This is a genomic window from Streptococcus sp. HMSC065E03, from assembly GCF_001815045.1.
Taxonomy (GTDB): Bacteria; Bacillota; Bacilli; order Lactobacillales; family Streptococcaceae; genus Streptococcus; species Streptococcus parasanguinis_AD.
In genome coordinates this window covers 37266-56133 of record NZ_KV818850.1, presented here as the reverse complement: position 1 = coordinate 56133, position 18868 = coordinate 37266, and the positions used below count along the sequence as shown (strand labels likewise).

At 42.4% G+C, this 18868-nt stretch carries 17 protein-coding genes and 1 other annotated feature; of the genes, 13 read left to right on the top strand and 4 right to left on the bottom strand.

Annotated elements, in window-relative coordinates; translation table 11 throughout:
- Nucleotides 1-9: 9 nt before the first annotated feature.
- The 7 genes from HMPREF3002_RS04485 to HMPREF3002_RS04455 all read left to right on the top strand — a co-directional run bounded on the left by HMPREF3002_RS04485 (nucleotide 10) and on the right by HMPREF3002_RS04455 (nucleotide 8193).
- Entirely contained in the window at nucleotides 10-1239 is a 1230-nt protein-coding gene (locus tag HMPREF3002_RS04485; RefSeq protein ID WP_070665402.1) for an FtsW/RodA/SpoVE family cell cycle protein, read from the top strand.
- Between the two features lie 19 nt (nucleotides 1240-1258).
- Nucleotides 1259-1810 carry a DJ-1 family glyoxalase III gene (locus HMPREF3002_RS04480; protein ID WP_070665401.1) on the top strand — a complete coding sequence of 184 codons (552 nt, stop codon included), beginning with the start codon at nucleotides 1259-1261 and terminating at the stop codon, nucleotides 1808-1810.
- Nucleotides 1811-1975: 165 nt separating this feature from the next.
- The gene (locus HMPREF3002_RS04475; protein WP_070665400.1) at nucleotides 1976-2539 is read left to right on the top strand and encodes an HAD-IA family hydrolase; all 564 of its coding nucleotides are present in this window, start codon (nucleotides 1976-1978) and stop codon (nucleotides 2537-2539) included.
- 12 nt (nucleotides 2540-2551) lie between these two features.
- Nucleotides 2552-4501: a DNA topoisomerase (ATP-hydrolyzing) subunit B gene (gene gyrB, locus HMPREF3002_RS04470; protein ID WP_070665399.1), complete on the top strand. Its 1950-nt coding sequence runs from the start codon at nucleotides 2552-2554 to the stop codon at nucleotides 4499-4501.
- Nucleotides 4502-4587: 86 nt separating this feature from the next.
- A complete protein-coding gene (ezrA, locus tag HMPREF3002_RS04465; RefSeq protein ID WP_070665398.1) occupies nucleotides 4588-6312 on the top strand; it encodes a septation ring formation regulator EzrA in 1725 nt (574 codons plus the stop codon).
- A gap of 112 nt (nucleotides 6313-6424) precedes the next feature.
- Nucleotides 6425-7093 (top strand): phosphoserine phosphatase SerB, encoded by a 669-nt coding sequence (gene serB, locus HMPREF3002_RS04460; RefSeq protein WP_070588823.1) that lies wholly within the window; start codon nucleotides 6425-6427, stop codon nucleotides 7091-7093.
- Nucleotides 7078-8193, top strand: coding sequence for a glycerate kinase (locus tag HMPREF3002_RS04455; protein WP_070665397.1), 1116 nt, complete (start codon nucleotides 7078-7080; stop codon nucleotides 8191-8193). The genes serB and HMPREF3002_RS04455 overlap by 16 nt, the downstream gene beginning before the upstream one ends.
- Nucleotides 8194-8235: 42 nt before the next feature.
- Here HMPREF3002_RS04455 and HMPREF3002_RS04450 read toward each other — a convergent pair whose 3' ends face one another.
- Complete coding sequence (locus HMPREF3002_RS04450) at nucleotides 8236-8688, bottom strand: DUF1694 domain-containing protein (RefSeq protein ID WP_070587147.1); 453 nt, start codon at nucleotides 8686-8688, stop codon at nucleotides 8236-8238.
- 210 nt (nucleotides 8689-8898) lie between these two features.
- Here HMPREF3002_RS04450 and eno point away from each other — a divergent pair, with 210 nt between their 5' ends.
- On the top strand, nucleotides 8899-10203 hold the full coding sequence (gene eno / locus HMPREF3002_RS04445) for a surface-displayed alpha-enolase (RefSeq protein ID WP_021153554.1): 1305 nt from the start codon (nucleotides 8899-8901) through the stop codon (nucleotides 10201-10203).
- Nucleotides 10204-10306: 103 nt separating this feature from the next.
- Here the strand turns inward: eno and HMPREF3002_RS04440 are convergent, their stop codons facing one another.
- Together HMPREF3002_RS04440 and HMPREF3002_RS04435 are read right to left on the bottom strand one after the other, a co-directional pair.
- Nucleotides 10307-10492, bottom strand: coding sequence for a hypothetical protein (locus HMPREF3002_RS04440; RefSeq protein ID WP_003002861.1), 186 nt, complete (start codon nucleotides 10490-10492; stop codon nucleotides 10307-10309).
- Between the two features lie 95 nt (nucleotides 10493-10587).
- Nucleotides 10588-11598 carry a lactonase family protein gene (locus HMPREF3002_RS04435; protein ID WP_070665396.1) on the bottom strand — a complete coding sequence of 337 codons (1011 nt, stop codon included), beginning with the start codon at nucleotides 11596-11598 and terminating at the stop codon, nucleotides 10588-10590.
- Nucleotides 11599-11766: 168 nt separating this feature from the next.
- On the opposite strand from HMPREF3002_RS04435, the gene HMPREF3002_RS04430 reads away from it, so the two are divergent.
- The 3 genes from HMPREF3002_RS04430 (at nucleotide 11767) to budA (ending at nucleotide 14950) form a co-directional block, all read left to right on the top strand.
- Complete coding sequence (locus HMPREF3002_RS04430) at nucleotides 11767-12942, top strand: AI-2E family transporter (RefSeq protein ID WP_070665395.1); 1176 nt, start codon at nucleotides 11767-11769, stop codon at nucleotides 12940-12942.
- On the top strand, nucleotides 12932-14161 hold the full coding sequence (locus HMPREF3002_RS04425; protein WP_070665394.1) for a tetratricopeptide repeat protein: 1230 nt from the start codon (nucleotides 12932-12934) through the stop codon (nucleotides 14159-14161). Before HMPREF3002_RS04430 ends, HMPREF3002_RS04425 begins: the two co-directional genes overlap by 11 nt.
- A 72-nt stretch (nucleotides 14162-14233) precedes the next feature.
- Nucleotides 14234-14950, top strand: a complete 717-nt coding sequence (gene budA / locus HMPREF3002_RS04420; RefSeq protein WP_070665393.1) for an acetolactate decarboxylase — start codon at nucleotides 14234-14236, stop codon at nucleotides 14948-14950.
- Nucleotides 14951-15141: 191 nt separating this feature from the next.
- On the opposite strand, the gene HMPREF3002_RS04415 is transcribed toward budA, so the two are convergent.
- The gene (locus HMPREF3002_RS04415) at nucleotides 15142-16803 is read right to left on the bottom strand and encodes an Rqc2 family fibronectin-binding protein (RefSeq protein WP_070665392.1); all 1662 of its coding nucleotides are present in this window, start codon (nucleotides 16801-16803) and stop codon (nucleotides 15142-15144) included.
- A gap of 150 nt (nucleotides 16804-16953) precedes the next feature.
- Nucleotides 16954-17185, top strand: a binding site (T-box leader).
- A gap of 133 nt (nucleotides 17186-17318) precedes the next feature.
- Between HMPREF3002_RS04415 and trpX the strand changes: the two genes are divergently transcribed.
- Entirely contained in the window at nucleotides 17319-18320 is a 1002-nt protein-coding gene (gene trpX, locus HMPREF3002_RS04410; RefSeq protein ID WP_023918621.1) for a tryptophan ABC transporter substrate-binding protein, read from the top strand.
- A gap of 123 nt (nucleotides 18321-18443) precedes the next feature.
- Nucleotides 18444-18863 (top strand): chromosome partitioning protein ParB, encoded by a 420-nt coding sequence (locus HMPREF3002_RS04405; protein WP_070665391.1) that lies wholly within the window; start codon nucleotides 18444-18446, stop codon nucleotides 18861-18863.
- The last annotated feature ends 5 nt before the right edge of the window (nucleotides 18864-18868 follow it).

Below are 18868 nucleotides of genomic sequence, written 5' to 3'. Positions count from 1 at the left end.
GGAACGTGAATGAAGAAACATCATTTTTGGACGATTCACCTGGATTATTCGATCATTGGGATTGTCTTCGCCCTTCTCATGCTTGGGATTTTATCTGTTTATGTAGCAGTTTCTCATGACTATCCCCAAATGGTGTGGCCTTTTTTAGGGCAGCAATTGGCCTGGATTGGTGTGGGATGCGTCATTTGCCTGATTGTGACCATTTTTAGCACGAAATTTCTTTGGAAAATCACTCCCTTTCTTTACCTGCTTGGCCTGGCCTTGATGGTTCTTCCCCTTGTTTTTTATAATCCCAACTTGGTAGCTTCAACAGGAGCTAAAAACTGGGTGGCTTATGGGAACATCACCTTATTTCAGCCCTCAGAATTTATGAAGATCCCCTTCATCCTGATGCTGTCACGCTCTATTGTCCGATTTTTGCAAAGAAATAAGGGGCGTGAACGATTATTACGACAAGATTGGTTTTTGATTCTAGAGTTGACCATCTATACGATTCCGGTATTTGCCTTATTGGCTCTCCAGCAGGACTTGGGAACGGCCTTAGTATTCTTGGCCATCTTTGCGGGCTTAGTGCTTGTTTCAGGAGTTTCCTGGAAAATTATCTTGCCGGTCATCTTGCTTCTGGCAGGTGGGCTAGCAGGCTTTCTCTTCCTCTTTCTTTCAGAAGGGGGACGGGCTTTTCTGCACCAACAATTAGGGATGCCAACCTACCAGATGAACCGTATTTTAGCCTGGTTAAATCCTTTTGACTATGCACAAACCACCACCTACCAGCAGGCGCAAGGACAGCTAGCCATTGCAAGTGGTGGCCTCTTTGGGCAAGGTTTTAATGTCTCCAATTTATTGGTTCCCGTACGGGAAAGTGATATGATTTTTACAGTAGTAGCAGAAGACTTTGGCTTTGTTGGAGCTCTGGTGCTGTTGATTTTATATGTGACCCTGATTTACCGCATTTTAAAAATTACCCTCCAGTCCAATAACCAATTTTATACCTATATTTCCATTGGATTTATTATGATGCTGGTCTTTCATATTTTTGAAAATGTTGGAGCAGTAACGGGTCTTCTCCCCTTGACGGGGATTCCCCTCCCCTTTATCTCACAAGGTGGGTCCTCTATTATTAGTAATCTGATTGGTGTTGGTCTGGTCCTTTCAATATATAATCATAGCAGCAAAAAGAAAGAGCCAGAAGAAGGGCCTCCAATCCGTAAAAAAGTAGTCCTTAAAAAGGCGCAATAGTTAGAAAGAAGGAATGAAAATGAAAAAAGTAGCAACGATTTTAGCAAACGGTTTTGAAGAAATTGAAGCCTTGACCATTGTCGATGTTTTGAGACGTGCTGGGATTGACTGCGACCTCATTGGCATGGAAGAAACAGTCACAGGTTCTCACCAAATTACAGTGGAAGTAGATCGCCTTTGGAATGGTGATCTTTCAGATTATGATGGAATCTTCTTACCAGGTGGGATGCCAGGAGCTGCGAATTTGCGGGATAATCCGGAATTGATTGCAGCTCTCCAAGAAGAAAGTAGAAAAGGAAAAATCATTTCTGCGATTTGTGCAGCACCAATTGTCTTGGCACGTGCCGGCCTCTTAAAAAATAAACACTATACGTGTTACGATGGTTTTGAAGAGGAGATTCAAGATGGGCACTATCAGAAAGAAACAGTGGTGAAAGACGGGAATCTCTTGACCAGTCGTGGTCCTTCAACTGCGCTTGCCTTAGCCTATGCCTTGGTAGAGCAATTTGGAGGAGATGCCCAAAGCCTTCGTCAAGGAATGCTCTATCAAGATGTCTTTGGAGATGCTTAAAAGAGCTCTTTTTGACACCATTTTTTCTGGTGAAAGTTTACATTCTATGACGGGAAATGACTTCTCTATGATTTAAACTGAAATGACCGTAAAAAATGGCTAAAATCCCCCCTAAATGAGGGTTTTAGCTTATTTTTTTTGTCCATTTGTGGTATAATATTGACTATGAATTATCATGATTTTATATGGGATCTTGGTGGGACGCTATTGGATAATTACGAAACGTCCACAAATGCCTTTGTAGCGACATTGAAGGACTTTCACATCCAAGCCGATCATGATTCTGTTTATGCAGCATTAAAAATCTCAACACAGGATGCAATTCAAACCTTTGCACCACATATTTCAAATTTTCGTACGGAATACAAGAAAAAAGAAGCCTTGGGCTTGCAAGAGCCGGTCTTATTTGAGGGGGCAAAAGAGTTACTAGAAGAGATCCAAGCACATGGAGGACGCCATTTTTTGGTATCTCATCGGGATCGCCAAGTTTTGACCCTTATTGAACAGACAGGTATTGCACCCTACTTTACGGAGATTGTAACAGCAGACGAGGGCTTTCCTCGAAAACCAGACCCAGCCTCTATGCTTTATTTGAAGGAAAAATATGGCGTTCAAGACGGTCTAGTCATCGGAGATCGTCCGATCGATATTGAAGCTGGGAAGGCTGCAGGGCTTTCAACCTATTTATTTGATACCATGCCCCACTTACACCAGTTTATATTTGAATAGAAAAGGGAAATTATGACAGAGGATAAACAGCAAGAAATTCAAGCGCAAGAATATGATGCCAGTCAGATTCAGGTCTTGGAAGGACTAGAAGCCGTTCGCATGCGTCCGGGGATGTATATTGGATCTACCTCAAAAGAAGGTCTTCATCATCTGGTCTGGGAAATCGTAGATAACTCGATTGACGAAGCCTTAGCTGGTTTTGCTAGCCATATTGAAGTTTTCATTGAAGCAGATAATTCGATCACGGTTGTCGATGATGGTCGTGGGATCCCAGTGGATATCCAAGAAAAGACGGGTCGACCTGCCGTTGAAACTGTCTTTACCGTGCTTCACGCGGGAGGAAAATTTGGCGGAGGCGGCTACAAAGTTTCTGGTGGTCTTCACGGGGTAGGGTCATCCGTTGTCAATGCCCTCTCCACATCCCTCGACGTTCGCGTTTATAAAAATGGCAGTATCCATTACCAAGAGTATCGACGTGGACACGTTGTGGATGATTTGAAAGTCATCGGGGAGACAGATCGGACAGGGACAACCGTCCACTTTATTCCAGACCCAGAAATCTTCACGGAAACCACCGAGTATGATTTTGACAAATTAAATAAACGGATTCAAGAATTAGCCTTTTTGAATCGTGGCTTGCGTATTTCTTTGACGGATAAGCGAGAAGGCCTGGAGCAAGAAAAGCATTACCACTACGAAGGTGGGATCTCTAGTTACGTCGAATACATCAATGAAAACAAAGATGTCATCTTTGAAAAACCAATCTACACAGATGGTGAAATGGATGATATTACAGTTGAAGTAGCTATGCAATATACCACAGGCTACCATGAGACGGTCATGAGTTTTGCCAATAACATTCATACCCATGAAGGTGGGACTCATGAACAGGGCTTCCGTACAGCTCTCACTCGTGTGATCAATGATTACGCTAAGAAAAATAAACTCTTAAAAGAAAACGAAGACAATCTAACTGGGGAAGATGTTCGAGAAGGCTTAACAGCAGTGATCTCGGTTAAACATCCAAATCCACAGTTTGAAGGACAAACCAAGACCAAACTTGGAAATTCAGAAGTTGTTAAAATTACCAATCGACTCTTTAGTGATGCCTTTTCTGATTTCCTTTTGGAAAATCCGCAAATTGCTAAGAAAATCGTCGAAAAAGGGATTTTAGCGGCGAAAGCTCGCGTAGCTGCTAAGCGAGCGCGTGAGGTGACCCGTAAGAAATCAGGGCTTGAGATTTCCAACCTACCTGGTAAATTGGCAGATTGTTCTTCAAACAATCCACAAGAAACAGAACTCTTTATCGTCGAAGGGGATTCAGCCGGAGGATCTGCAAAATCTGGTCGAAATCGGGAATTCCAAGCGATTCTCCCAATCCGTGGTAAGATCTTGAACGTTGAAAAAGCAAGTATGGACAAAATTCTAGCCAATGAAGAGATCCGTAGTTTATTTACTGCTATGGGAACTGGATTTGGTGCCGAATTTGATGTTACAAAAGCGCGTTATCAAAAATTAGTGATCATGACCGATGCCGATGTCGATGGCGCTCATATCCGAACCCTTCTATTGACCTTGATCTATCGCTATATGAAACCAGTCTTGGAAGCGGGATATGTTTACATCGCGCAACCACCAATCTATGGGGTCAAAGTCGGTAGTGAAATCAAAGAATATATCCAACCTGGTGCCAACCAAGAAGCTGAATTAGCTGCAGCTTTGGAACGTTATTCAGAAGGTCGCTCAAAACCAACCATCCAACGCTATAAAGGTCTTGGAGAAATGGATGATCACCAATTATGGGAAACAACCATGAATCCAGAACACCGCTTGATGGCACGAGTATCAGTAGACGATGCTGCGGAAGCAGATAAGATCTTTGATATGTTGATGGGGGACCGCGTGGAACCACGTCGTGAATTTATCGAAGAAAACGCTGAATATAGTACACTCGATGTATAAAATTCACCGAACGCTTCCCATTAATGGATATTTTATGGTATAATTACTAGGATTACGTTCAAGTAATACGATGAAGGAGTTTTTATATGTCTAGTGGACTAATTGTTCTCATCTTTATTGTCGCCCTTATCTTGATTGTAGGATATGTGGTTGCAGTCATTTTGAGAAAACGAAATGAAGCCTTACTGGCAGCACTGGAAGAACGAAAAGAAAAGTTATACAACCTTCCGGTCAACGATGAAGTAGAGGCCGTAAAAAACATGCATTTGATTGGTCAAAGTCAAATTGCGTTTCGTGAATGGAATCAAAAATGGGTAGATTTATCCTTAAATTCATTTGCTGATATTGAAAACAATCTGTTTGAAGCGGAAGGCTATAACAATTCTTTCCGTTTCATGAAGGCCAAACAAGCCATTGATAATATCGAAAGTCAGATCCAATTGATCGACGAAGATATCAAGGCGATTCGCAAAGCCCTTTCTGATCTGGAAGAGCAGGAACAAAAGAATAGCGGTCGTGTGGTTCACGCCTTGGATATGTTTGAAGAACTTCAAAAAGAAGTCACTTCAGACCCAGATCGTTATGGCAGTGCGCTTCCTGAAATTGAAAAACAAATTGGAAATATTCAATCTGAGTTTTCACAATTTGTAACCTTGAATTCTTCAGGTGACCCTGTTGAAGCGGCTGAAATCCTTGATACAGCTGAAAATCATATTGTAGCCTTAAAACAAATTGTTGAGCGTGTGCCAGAAATTGTCACTGCTCTTCAAACAAAACTTCCTGATCAATTAGAGGATTTGGAAAGTGGCTACCGCAAGCTTTTGGAATCTGGATACCACTTCACTGAAACAGATATTGAATCTCGTTTCCAACAGTTGCATGCTTCCTTGAAGAACAATATGGCCAATGTATCTGCCCTTGAATTGGACAATGCCATTTACGAAAATGAACAAATTCAAGAAGAAATCGATGCTTTGTATCACATCTTTACTCGTGAAATTGAATCACAAAAAGTTGTGAAGAAGTTAGTGAAACAACTGCCTGGCTATTTGAAACATGCTAAAGATAACAATAGCAAGCTTGCGGCAGAAGTGGAACGTCTCGGTAAAACATTCGTCTTGAATGAAAGCTTCAGCCAACAGTTAAAAGAGTTGGAAGCTGAGCTATCTTCACAAGAAAATGTGGTAGAAGATGCCTTGAAAGATTCATCTGAAACACAAAAGGCCTATTCTATCGTAGAAGAAGAGTTAGAAGCTATCGAAGCTCGTTTGAAAGAAATCGAAGATGAGCAAATTGGCTTAAGTGATTCCCTTTCAAAAATTGAAAAAGATGATGCCAATGCTCGCCAAAAAGTCAACATCTATGCCAACCGTTTGCATGCCATTAAACGCTATATGGACAAACGGAACTTGCCAGGAATTCCTCAAGAATTCTTAGAAATTTTCTTCACTGCAAGTAACAATACAGAAGCTTTGATGGATGAGTTGGAAGGGGATAAAATCAACATCGAATCAACTAATCGTTTGTTGGAAATCTTGACCAATGATATGAATGAATTGGAAGAAGCGGCGTATCGAATTGTTCAAAATGCGACATTGACAGAACAATTGTTGCAATACTCGAACCGTTACCGTTCATTTGATGATCATGTACAGGCAGCCTTTGATGAGTCCCTTTATATTTTCGAAAGAGAATATGACTATGCTGCTTCCTTCAAAGTTATCTCAGATGCTTTGGAAATGGTAGAAGCTGGCGTAACTGATCGCTTTGTTACTTCATACGAAAAAACCCGGGAGCACATTCGCTTCTAATAACAGAAAAATGACCTTTTAGGAGGTCATTTTTTTATCTTCAAATCATCATTGAAACTTGAAATTTAAACCCTATTTTTGTATAGTAAGGGAGAAATAAGAAAGGAAAGCGATGAAAGAAGTAACAGGTCTCCTCGTTATGGATGTAGATGGAACCTTGGTCCGACAGGAAGGGATTGATCTACTAGCTCAAGAAGCTGGCGTGGGAGAAAAAGTGGCAGAGATTACTGCACAAGCGATGAAAGGGGAGCTGGATTTTTCAGCATCTTTAGAGGCGCGTGTTGCTTTATTGAAGGGGTTAGAGACCTCTATCTTTCCGAAAATTTTGGAGCAGATGGAAGTCACGCCGGGTGCTGAAACATTAATCACGGAACTACATCAAAGAGGTTACAAGGTTGGTCTTGTTTCCGGGGGATTTCATGAAGTCATCGACCCTATTGCGAGGTCTTTAGGAATTGATCTAGTCCTAGCAAATCGTTTAGAGGCTTCTGATGGCCGTTTGACAGGGAAAGTCCTCGGTGGGATAATCACACCTGAAAGGAAAAAAGAGTCTCTCCTGACGTGGGCGAAAGAAAATCATGTCCCACGAAGTCAGACGATTGCGATGGGTGATGGTGCCAATGACCTTCCGATGATTGAAACAGCCGGTATCGGGATTGCCTTTATGGCAAAGCCAATCGTCGCTGAGCGAGCCCCATATTGTATCGAGAAGAGGGATTTAAGCCTTGTTCTTGAAATTCTAGACCAGCATAGAAAGGAAACAGCATGCATATCCTACTAGCACCGGATTCATTTAAAGAATCCTTATCTGCCAAACAAGTAGCAGAAGCCTTGAAAAAAGGATTTCAAGAGGCTCTACCAGATGCAACTTTTGACCTCCTTCCTATTGGGGATGGTGGCGAAGGCACCATGGAAACCCTAGCTGGAGTTCTGGATGTAACGGAGTACCAAACTCAAGTAACCGGACCATTTGGACAGCCTGTTTCAATGTCTTACTACCAAAAAGATGAGATGGCTTTTTTTGAGATGGCTTCACTTGTTGGTTTAGGCTCCATTCCAGCTGAAAAACGAAATCCTCTTGAACTGGAAACGCGAGGAATTGGTGAACTTATTTTGCAATTGGTTGACCAAGGGGTTAAAACGATCTGTGTAGGAATTGGTGGTTCTGCAACGAATGATGGTGGGATTGGGATGGCTGCTGGACTTGGGGTAGCCTTCTATGATGATCAAGGCCATCTGCTTCGTCCTGTCGGGGCTTCGCTCGGTCGTGTGGCTAGAATAGATACCAGTGCGGTTCCAAAAGCTTTACAAGACATCGAGCTCCAAGTCTTAACGGATGTAACCAATCCTCTCTGTGGCAGTCAAGGAGCGACCTATATCTTTGGTGGGCAAAAGGGATTGAATCCCCTTCTGTTTCCAGCTGTTGATCAGGCTATGCAGGATTTTTACCAGCTAGCTGATGCACGAATTTTGTCTATGCCTAGCGCCGGAGCTGGAGGTGGCATGGCTGCTGGCTTGGTCGCTTTTGCGGGAGGACAGATTTCCTCAGGAATTGAAAAAAGTCTCGATTTGATTGACTTTAATCACAAAGTACAAAAAGCTGATCTGGTCGTTGTTGGGGAAGGTAGGATGGATCTCCAATCCCTTTCTGGGAAGGCACCTGTCGGGGTGGCCAAACGAACACCAGAGAAGATCCCAGTGATAGCTATTTGTGGTAGCTTAGCGGAGGATTTGCCTGCTTTTCCTAGTCATCACATTGAAGCTGCCTTCTCTATCGTACCTGGTCCTTGTGAGGTAGCAGATGCACTGGCTCATGCTGAAAGGAATCTGATTTCCTGCGCTCGAAATATTGGGAACCTTTTGAAAATAAAAGCAAACTAAAAAACCAATGGAAAGGAGATGTTCCCTTCCATTGGTTTTTCTTTAGCTAAAGAGACGTTTCCAGAATGATTTCTTTTCTGGACCGGCAGTCTCTTCTTTCTTTTCAAATAAAATTGGATACTGGAGATTCATGTCTGTTGGTGAAATTCCAGATGGGTGGTCAGTATGGATGATGAGACCAAAGGGGGAATGACGACAGTCATCCGAAACGATGCTTGCCACAAGTCCAAGTTCCTTGGTTTTTTTCAAATATTGTAGCTGGCTGTTTTCATCTAAAGCTGGGGAGATCTTGACCAAAACAGGATGAAAGCGATCTGAAATATCAGTGAGGATTGTCGAATACTGCTCCAGGTACATCTTGTCCCTTGCCTCCTCCAAGGTGCATGAAGCAATCACCCGCTCCTCATATGTCTCCAAAAATCGACGCTGCTCATCCGGATTGAATCGAGTAGGACCAGCAGCTTTTTCTAAAATTGTTTTATTAATATCTGTCATAAGCTTAGTATAGCATAAAGCGTAGCAGAAGAATAGAAGAATGCGAAAAAATTAAATAAGGAGGGAAATAGAAGAAAAAAAGAAAGTGGAACCGTTTTCTTGTTAAAAACTTCTCAATTTTCGTAGATTTCCTTGTTTTTTCTTGAAAAAATAGCCTAATTACGATATGATAGAGGAGTAAAAAATATAACTCAATAAGGAGAGTAAGAAATGTCAATTATTACTGATGTTTACGCTCGCGAAGTCCTAGACTCACGCGGTAACCCAACACTTGAAGTAGAAGTATATACTGAATCAGGTGCTCATGGACGTGGTATGGTTCCATCAGGAGCTTCTACTGGTGAACACGAAGCAGTTGAACTTCGTGACGGTGACAAATCTCGTTACGGTGGTCTTGGAACTCAAAAGGCTGTTGACAACGTAAACAACATTATTGCTGAAGCAATCATCGGCTACGATGTACGTGACCAACAAGCTATTGACCGTGCAATGATCGCTCTTGACGGTACTCCTAACAAAGGTAAATTGGGAGCAAACGCAATCCTTGGTGTGTCTATCGCTGTAGCTCGTGCTGCTGCTGACTACCTTGAAATCCCACTTTACAGCTACCTTGGTGGATTCAACACTAAAGTTCTTCCAACTCCAATGATGAACATCATCAATGGTGGATCTCACTCAGATGCTCCAATCGCTTTCCAAGAATTCATGATCGTACCTGCTGGTGCACCTACATTCAAAGAAGCTCTTCGTTGGGGTGCTGAAATCTTCCACGCACTTAAGAAAATCCTTAAAGGTCGTGGTCTTGAAACAGCCGTTGGTGACGAAGGTGGATTTGCTCCTCGTTTTGACGGAACTGAAGATGGTGTAGAAACTATCATCGCTGCTATCGAAGCTGCTGGTTATGTTCCAGGTAAAGACGTATTTATCGGATTTGACTGTGCATCATCAGAATTCTACGATAAAGAACGCAAAGTTTACGATTACACTAAATTCGAAGGTGAAGGAGCTGCTGTCCGCACTGCTGCTGAACAAATCGACTACCTTGAAGAATTGGTAAACAAATACCCAATCATCACTATCGAAGATGGTATGGATGAAAACGACTGGGACGGTTGGAAAGCTCTTACTGAACGTCTTGGTGGTAAAGTTCAATTGGTTGGTGACGACTTCTTCGTAACAAACACTGACTACCTTTCACGTGGTATCGAAGAAAAATGTGCTAACTCTATCCTTATCAAAGTTAACCAGATTGGTACTCTTACTGAAACATTCGATGCTATCGAAATGGCGAAAGAAGCTGGTTACACTGCCGTTGTATCACACCGTTCAGGTGAAACTGAAGATTCAACAATCGCTGACATCGCAGTTGCAACAAACGCAGGACAAATCAAGACTGGTTCACTTTCACGTACAGACCGTATCGCTAAATACAACCAATTGCTTCGCATCGAAGATCAACTTGGTGAAGTAGCTGAATACCGTGGATTGAAATCATTCTACAACCTTAAGAAATAATCTAGTTTACTAGACTAAAAAGATCCTTGAGTCTTCTCAAGGATCTTTTTTGCGATTGGTATAAACAAAAACTCCTCAACTAAAGCGTTGAGGAGTAGTTCTATTAGAACAAGCCTTTGATTTTGTCCAAGGCACCGCTGACCATTTCATTTCCAGATACAAGCCCTTTGGCTTGTTCAAGGTAGTCACCGAGGTTGTCTTTGTTGTCATCAACAAATTTCTTTGCAGCGTCGAAATCTTTCTTTTCGATCATTTCTTTCACTTGGTTAAATAAGTCCAATGGATTCATGTTAGGGTCTCCTAAAATATAAGTTGTGAAGTCAGGCTCACGCCTTTTTCTCATCTATTTAATCATTTTTTTAGAGGTTTGACAACTAAAACGACTTAATGAAAAACCGTACAAACGGCCTCTGGAACATAGAAGTCGTCGGATAGAAGGGTCAATTTTCCGCTAGCAGAATCTCGTTTGAAGACGGTGGCATTAGGTGAATCTTGATGGGCTGCGATCAAATAGTTTTGATCAGGACTAAGTGTGAAATCACGTGGATTGAGCCCTTGAGTTGGAACAATTTCAATCAGTTCTAGGCTACCATCAGCCACAACTTTGAAGACAGCAATGGAATTGTGAGCACGGTTAGATGCATAGAGGAATTTTCCATCAGCTGAGAGCTTGATCGCAGAAGCCCATTTTTGACCATCGTAGTCTGATGGAAGTGTGGAAACAGTTTGGAAGTGTTCGAATTCACCCATACCGTCATAAAAGAGCACATCGATCGTAGCATTTAATTCATTGATGAGATAAGCAGTCTTATAGTGAGGATGAAAGACCAAGTGACGAGGTCCTGCCCCTGGAGCTGTTTGATATTGATTGATCAGGGTTAGGTTTCCTTCCTCACTGACATCATAAACATGCAAACTATCTGTTCCTAGGTCACACGTGATCAGGTACTGATCTGGTGTAAGGTCTGCATAGTGGGTATGTGGACTTGCTTGATTGGCGTGAGGACCACTTCCTTGGTGGGTGTCTTGATCGACAAAGGACAAACGCCCATCTGCCTCTAGCTTATATACGAGAACTTGGCCTTTGTGATAGTTGGCTCCATAGACCAGTTGACGCTTGTCATCGACAGAGACATAGCAAAGTGGAGCCCCCTCTTCAACAACGTGATTGAGCGGCTGAAAATCAGCTGTAAAGCTTGCGATTCCTCCTTTTCCCTCTTCAGCTCCGACACTGTAGAGGTTGCCTTTTTCAGAAAAAGCGATATAGGTTGGATTGGGCTCAGCTGCCACTAGTTCAAGATGGCTCAATGTGCCTGTTTCAGGATCAAATTGTGCCTTGTAAATTCCTTTGGATTCTTTTTTGGTATAGGTACCGAAATAAATGGTTTGAGACATAGGTCACCTCGTATGATTTGTTAGGTTTATTATATCAAAGGTCCTATTGGAAGGCAATTGCTAGTTGAAAAGGCGAGGGCCTTTCTTTCTTATTTTGCTAGTTTTTTCGTAACTTCAAGCTCAAAAAATGCTAAAATAGAAACAGATTGAAATGAAAAGGAGTTCTCTGTGGATAATAAAGAAAAACAGTTTAGTTTGTCCTGGTTTTTTAGATGGTTTTTAGACAACAAGGCCATTACCGTATTTTTAGTTACCTTGCTGTTGGGCTTGAACCTTTTGGTTTTGAGTAAAATCACCTTTATTTTTATTCCTATTTTTGAGTTTGCAGGAGCCGTCATGCTGCCTGTTATTATCTCTGGTTTGCTCTATTACCTGCTCAACCCTATTGTTGACTTTCTTGAAAGAAAAGGACTCAAGCGGATTTTTGCGATTTCCTTAGTCTTTTTCTTGATTGCAGTGCTTTTAATTTGGGGTCTAGCTGTAGTGATTCCATCCGTCCAACGACAAGTGGTGAGTTTCTTTCATAACTTGCCAACTTATTTGGAAAAGGCCAATGCAACCATCGATGATTTTCTAGATAATCGCGTCTCCTCTGATATCAAACCCCAGTTAGATGAGATCACTAAGGAACTGTCTGCAAACATTACTTCTTGGGCCAGTTCGATCTCTGGGCGGGCTGTCAATTGGGTCAGCAACTTGATCGGAGTGGCTTCGCAAGTTATTGTTGCCTTGATCATCATGCCTTTTATTGTCTTTTATCTTCTTCGAGATGGAAAAAATTTAAAGGGCCACATTGTTCGCTTTTTACCGACTAAGATTCGTAAATCGGCTGAACAGGTTCTCTCAGATGTCAATACCCAACTCTCCAACTACGTTCGAGGGCAAATTACGGTAGCCATTGTCGTCGCCATTATGTTCATCATCTTCTTTAAGATCATTGGCTTGCGCTATGCGGTGACACTAGGGATCTCTGCAGGGATCTTGAATTTGATCCCATACTTGGGTAGTTTCTTAGCCATGTTACCTGCCTTAGTATTGGGCTTGGTAGCAGGGCCAGAGATGTTTATCAAGGTCTTGATTGTATTTGCAATGGAGCAAACCATTGAAGGACGTTTTGTATCACCGTTGGTTTTGGGAAGCCAGTTAAATATCCATCCGATTACCATTTTGTTTGTGCTCTTGACGTCAGGATCTATGTTTGGAATTTGGGGAGTTTTCCTTGGAATTCCAGTCTATGCATCTGCTAAGGTGGTGATTGGAGCTATCTTTGAATGGTATAAGGTCGTCAGTGGTTTGTATGAAGAACATAATGAAGTAGAAGAGGAAACACACAGTGAGTCATAGTCAACAAATGGTAGAGGCTCTCGATCGGCAGGAGCTAGAAGAAGCAGAAGTTCAATTTCAACAGGCTTTGTTAGAAGATAGTGAAGCACAATTATTGGATTTAGGTCAATATCTTGAAAGTATCGGTTTTTACCCTCAGGCAAAGGAGATCTATGAACAGATTGCAGAAACCTATCCAGAAGTGTATCTAAGTTTGGCAACTATCCTTGCAGAGGAAGGACAAATGGAAGAGGCCTTTGCTTATTTAGAAGAAATTGAGCCAGACTCTAACTGGTATGTGGCCAGTCTCTTGGTTAAGGCGGATCTCTATCAGATGGAAGGCCTAGCAGATGTGGCGCGTGAAAAATTAGTTGAAGCTGCTCATTTGTCTGATGATCCGATCATTCAATTAGGGCTAGCTGAAATTGATCTGGAATTGGAACGCTACCAAGAGGCTATCCAAGAGTATGCTCAATTGGACAATCGGGAGATTTTGGAAGCGACAGGTATTTCCACCTATCAACGGATTGGTTTTGCCTATGCCAATCTTGGTAAGTTTGAAGCAGCTGTTCCTTTCTTAGAGAAGGCTCTGGAGATTGAGTTTGATGACCAGATTGCTTACGAATTAGCGACCTTATTGTCTGACCAAGAAGAATTCCAAAAAGCCCTGATCTACTACAAACAAATTGATACCTTGTCGCCTGATTTTGAGGGCTATGAGTACGGTTATGCCTTGGCTTTACAGGCTGAAAATGACCGTGAAAAAGCGCTTGAGATTGCTAAACAAGGGATCCAGAAGAATCCATTTGATGCCCAATTGAAGCTCCTTGCTTCTCAGCTTTCCTATGAACTCCACCAGCCTGAGCAAGCAGAAGCTTATCTATTAGAGGCTAAAGAAGTGGCAGATGATCTCGAAGAGATTGCTCTTCGCCTGACCACCCTTTATTTGGAACAGGAACGCTTTGACCAAGTCTTGGCTTGGCAAAATGAAGAAGTCGAAACAGTTGTTACCCGGTGGAACATTGCCCGTGCCTTGGCTGCCTTGGAGAAAACAGAAGAGGCCGTCTCAGCCTACCAAGAGCTCTATGAGGACTTAAAGGACAACCCAGAATTCCTCGAAGCCTATGTTTATTTGTTGCGTGAGGCTGGAGATGTGACGAAGGCGCGTGAAGTGGCTAATCAGTATTTGGCGATCGTACCAGACGATGTACAGATGCAAACCCTCTATGATAGCCTCTAATCAAAACCATATCGTGAAGATTCGGAATAGTTTGTGGTATACTGGTAGAAGATAGAATGAGGAGAGAAAAACATGGAACCAGTGAAACTTTTTCAATACAATACCTTAGGTGCCCTAATGGCGGGTCTGTACGGGGGTTCATTTACGATTGGAGAACTCTTGGAACACGGAGATCTAGGAGTTGGGACGCTTGATTCTATTGATGGAGAGTTGATCGTATTAGATGGTAAGGCATATCAGGCCAAGGGATCAGGTGATCATCCTGAAATAGTCGAAGTTTCTCTGGATGCCAAGGTTCCTTATGCAGCAGTCGTCCCTCACCAAGCAGAAGTGATTTTCCGCCAACGCTTTGAAATGACGGACGAGGAATTGGAAGCCCGTATTGAGTCTTATTATGATGGGGAAAACCTTTTCCGCTCCATTAAGATTCGTGGTGACTTTGCCAAGATGCATGTCCGTATGATTCCAAAATCAACACCAGAGATGAAGTTTGCAGAGGTTGCAACCCATCAGCCAGAGTATACACGGAAAAATGTCACTGGAACCATCGTCGGTTTTTGGACACCAGAAATTTTCCATGGCGTGAGTGTGGCTGGTTATCATTTGCACTTTATCTCAGATGACCACACCTTTGGTGGCCATGTCATGGATTTTGTCATCACAGAAGGAATTGTAGAGGTGGGGGCCATCGATCAGCTGGATCAACGTTTCCCAGTTCAAGACCGTCAGTACCTCTTTGCCAAATTCAATGTTGATGAGGTCAAAGAAGACATTAATAAAGCAGAATAAAAAGGGGCTGGGACAAAAGTCCTAGCCTCTCAATTGTTTTTGGATGTCGAGCAAGATGCAGTGGTTGAGTGGGCTCTAATACGCTGATTTCATCAGCTTTTACAGCCCTACTCAACTGTGCGGATGTGGGACGATGAAATCGAATTCTAACGAATTACCGATTTCTGTCCCACTCTCTTTTATTTTTGAAATCAGTCCGTTAGTTTCATGGCTTTGATTTTTTCTTCTTCTGGGGTGACCCGCAGAGTCTTCTGGCCGGTGTAGGTGACAAAACCGGGTTTTCCACCAGTTGGTTTATTGAGTTTCTTAGCTTCGATCATATCTACTTGGACCAGGTTTGAGAGACGGGCCTTGGAATAGTAGGCGGCCAACTCTGCAGCATCGGTCTTCACTTCATCCGATGGATTTAGATTTCCTGTAATGACGACGTGGCTTCCCGGGATATCTTTGGCATGGAACCAGAGCTCATCTTTCTTAGCGATCTTAAAGGTCAGTTCATCGTTTTGCAGATTATTGCGACCTACTAAAATGATGGTTTTTCCATCACTAGCCAGGTATTTTTCTGGTTTTTTACGTTTATGAATTTTTTCACGGTTGCGCCGTTTGATAAAGCCGGTCTGGATTAGCTCTTCTCGAATTTCTGCCACCTCAGCTAGACTAGCTTGAGAAAGGGCTGTTTCAACCGTTTCAAGATAAGAAATGGTTTCCTTGGTTTCTTGAATGAGGATGGTCAAATGTTTGACGGCTTCTTTTAACTTCTGGTAGCGTTTAAAATAGCGTTGGGCATTTTGATTGGGGGTCAGGGCCTTGTTGAGTTGGATGGTAATGGGCTCGTTGGTATAGTAATTGTCCAGGACAACCTGGTCTTGGTCGTTTGGTACCTGATGGAGGAAGGTTGTCAGCAATTCTCCTTTTTGGCGGAATTCTTCCGCATTGTCGGTCGCCGCTAACTCCGCTTCTTGCTTGGCTAATTTTTTCCGGTTCTTTTCAAGATCGTTTTCGACCTTGCGGATCAATTCACTGGCCTGTTGTTGCACCCGATCGCGCTCAGCCTTGTCTCGGTAATAGTCATCCAGCAGATCGGAAAGTGTTTCAAAGGTTTGACTGGTCGCATCCTCAAAGGGGATAGCCGAGAAGGATTTGGTCGTTAGGCGAGGCTCAGTTGAAGCTTGGAAAAAGGCACGGAAGGTTTTTAATTTTTCATCCGTCTCAAGTCGCTTGGCTAATTCTTGAGCCGTATCTCGCCCCAAACCTTGGAAACATTTTTGAAGGTTTTTTGGGCTTAACTCTTCCTTGTGAAGAAGGGCAAAAAGGGCTTCATCTCCAATTGTAAAAGGATTGACCGCGTCGGTTTTCGGAGGAGCTACATAGGTCGACCCAGGGAGAATGGTCCGGTAGCTATTTTGTGAGAAACCGACATGTTTAATGGCTTCGATGATTTTATTGCTGGTGCGATCCAGGAGAATAATATTACTGTGCTTGCCCATGATTTCGATCATGAGGCTGACGGAAATGGCATCTCCAATTTCGTTTTTATTGGAGACACGGATTTCGAGAATCCGGTCGTTCTCCATTTGCTCAATTCCTTCAATGACGGCGCCTTGAAGATATTTGCGCATAACCATAATAAAGGTATTTGGAAAGGCAGGATTTTCAAAGTTGGTCTGGGTCCGTTGAATCCGTCCAAAGACAGAATGGGCAGAGAGCAGGAGCTTTTGGTTTTTCCGATTGCCTCGGATTTGGAGCACCAATTCTTGCTCGAAGGGTTGGTTAATTTTTTGAATGCGGCCACTCAAGAGTTCGGCCTTCAATTCTTGCACCATATGGTGTAAAAAAAATCCATCAAAAGACATGGGATTCCTCATCATTCTAGCGATTATTCTAGTAAATTATATCAAAAATAGAGAGGAAATCCTAGAGAGAAGCTAGAAGCTGTTCAATAGAAAATGCGAACGTTTCCAAAAAAATACTGAAAAAGTATTGACATTTTTGAAAGAAAACTTTAAAATGTAAGAAATTAGAAAAGTAGTAAATGAAAGTTTCAAGAGAGCCCACGGTTGCTGAGAGTGGGTAGCGGCAGTTTATGAAATTGGACTAATGATGAGATGAATTTGAAACAATAAAAATTCGGTTGGCACACCTTATCGTGCAACTTGTTGCTAGACAAGACAGAGATATGGGGGAGACTATCCTTTTCCCATAAGTGAGGTGGCACCGCGATGACACGTCCTCACATAGCTTTTGCTATGTGTGGGCGTGTTTTTTGTTTTGGATGAGAAGGGAGAAAAGATATGAAGAAACGATGGCGTCGCAGTCTTTAGATGATGGAAAAAAAGAAGAAAATGAAAAAATAGAAGAGGTATTAAAAATGAAAAATAAACGTTTAATGGGAATAATTGGTTTGATTGCAGCAGCAGTCATTGGGACAGCGATCTATTCAGCTACAGCAGGCAAAGACAACAAGGCAGCAAGCAGCAATGAAAAGGCTAAAGTTGGGGTCTTACAGCTGGTCAGCCACCCTTCGCTTGACTTGATCTACAAGGGAATTCAAGATGGTTTGGCTGAAGAAGGTTATGATAAGGATAAAGTGGACATTGATTTCCTTAATGCTGAAGGCGACCAAAACAAAGTTGCAACCATGAGTAAACAATTGGTAGACAAGGATAACCAAGTCTTGATTGGAATTGCAACTCCATCTGCTCAAGGATTGGCTAGTGCAACAAAAGACAAACCCATCGTTATGGGAGCTGTCACTGATCCGGTCGGCGCAAACTTGGTCAAAGATTTGAAAAAACCAGGTGGCAATATCACTGGGGTATCTGACCACAATCCAACTGAGCAACAGTTGAAATTAATCAAAGAATTGACTCCGAACGTGAAAACAATTGGGATCCTGTACTCAACCAGTGAAGATAACTCAAAATCTCAAGTAGAAGAATTTACAAAATTGGCTGAAAAATCAGGCTACAAGGTCGTTCCTTATTCTGTTCCTTCTACAAACGAAATTGCTTCCACTGTGTCTGTAATGTCAGGCAAAGTCGATGCCATCTGGGTTCCAATCGACAATACCATCGCTTCAGCCTTCTCAACAGTTGTCGAAGCCAACAAAACAGCTAAAAAACCAATCTTCCCAAGTGCGACAGCTATGGTAGAAGCTGGTGGTCTTGGTTCAGTCGTTGTCGACCAACACGATCTTGGAGTAGCAACTGGTAAAATGGCTGCGAAGATCTTGAAAGGTCAAAAACCTGCGGATACACCTGTTGAAATCTTTAGCCAAGGAAAATCTGTCATCAATAAAAAAGTCGCAGATGAATTGGGTATTACTATTCCAGAATCTGTCTTGAAAGATGCTGGACAAGTCATTAAATAAAAAGAAAACGAATCACAAGAATGGCGGGGGAATTTGGCTTTGGCAGGTCTTTAAATCGTGACCTTTGAAAATGTCTACCAGTGCCCAGAACCAACTTTTATACTCTTGGTAGAGGAGAAAGAAATGGAAGTCAAGATAACAGATCTTCATCCGACCCAACTTTATTTATCAGAAAAGAAGTTACAAGCTATCCAGATGCTGGATCAGTCGGCAGACATCATCAATGTGGATCCAATTAGTGTTCTTGCATTTGGAAATCGCTTCTTGATTACAGACGGGCATCACAGGGCTTATCAGGCTTTATTGGCAGGTCGGGATACGATTTCTGCTGAGTTTGATAGAGATGGTGGCGATGAATTGTATGCTCTCTATGCGCAAGCTTGCGAGGAAAGAAAGATATCCTCTATTTTGGATTTAAAACATCGTATCTTACCTCAAGATGAGTATGAAGCAAAATGGTATAACTGGTGTGATGGTTTTAACCAAGCAGCCACTCTTCTATTGAAAAGGCAATCAGATGAAACAGACAAGGCAAATAGATAATGCAC

Coding starts and splice junctions, on each gene's coding strand:
- HMPREF3002_RS04485 (WP_070665402.1), top strand. CDS start 10: ATGAAGAAACATCATTTTTGGACGATTCACCTGGATTATTCGATCATT.
- HMPREF3002_RS04480 (WP_070665401.1), top strand. CDS start 1,259: ATGAAAAAAGTAGCAACGATTTTAGCAAACGGTTTTGAAGAAATTGAA.
- HMPREF3002_RS04475 (WP_070665400.1), top strand. CDS start 1,976: ATGAATTATCATGATTTTATATGGGATCTTGGTGGGACGCTATTGGAT.
- gyrB (WP_070665399.1), top strand. CDS start 2,552: ATGACAGAGGATAAACAGCAAGAAATTCAAGCGCAAGAATATGATGCC.
- ezrA (WP_070665398.1), top strand. CDS start 4,588: ATGTCTAGTGGACTAATTGTTCTCATCTTTATTGTCGCCCTTATCTTG.
- serB (WP_070588823.1), top strand. CDS start 6,425: ATGAAAGAAGTAACAGGTCTCCTCGTTATGGATGTAGATGGAACCTTG.
- HMPREF3002_RS04455 (WP_070665397.1), top strand. CDS start 7,078: ATGCATATCCTACTAGCACCGGATTCATTTAAAGAATCCTTATCTGCC.
- HMPREF3002_RS04450 (WP_070587147.1), bottom strand. CDS start 8,688: ATGACAGATATTAATAAAACAATTTTAGAAAAAGCTGCTGGTCCTACT.
- eno (WP_021153554.1), top strand. CDS start 8,899: ATGTCAATTATTACTGATGTTTACGCTCGCGAAGTCCTAGACTCACGC.
- HMPREF3002_RS04440 (WP_003002861.1), bottom strand. CDS start 10,492: ATGAATCCATTGGACTTATTTAACCAAGTGAAAGAAATGATCGAAAAG.
- HMPREF3002_RS04435 (WP_070665396.1), bottom strand. CDS start 11,598: ATGTCTCAAACCATTTATTTCGGTACCTATACCAAAAAAGAATCCAAA.
- budA (WP_070665393.1), top strand. CDS start 14,234: ATGGAACCAGTGAAACTTTTTCAATACAATACCTTAGGTGCCCTAATG.
- HMPREF3002_RS04415 (WP_070665392.1), bottom strand. CDS start 16,803: ATGTCTTTTGATGGATTTTTTTTACACCATATGGTGCAAGAATTGAAG.
- trpX (WP_023918621.1), top strand. CDS start 17,319: ATGAAAAATAAACGTTTAATGGGAATAATTGGTTTGATTGCAGCAGCA.
- HMPREF3002_RS04405 (WP_070665391.1), top strand. CDS start 18,444: ATGGAAGTCAAGATAACAGATCTTCATCCGACCCAACTTTATTTATCA.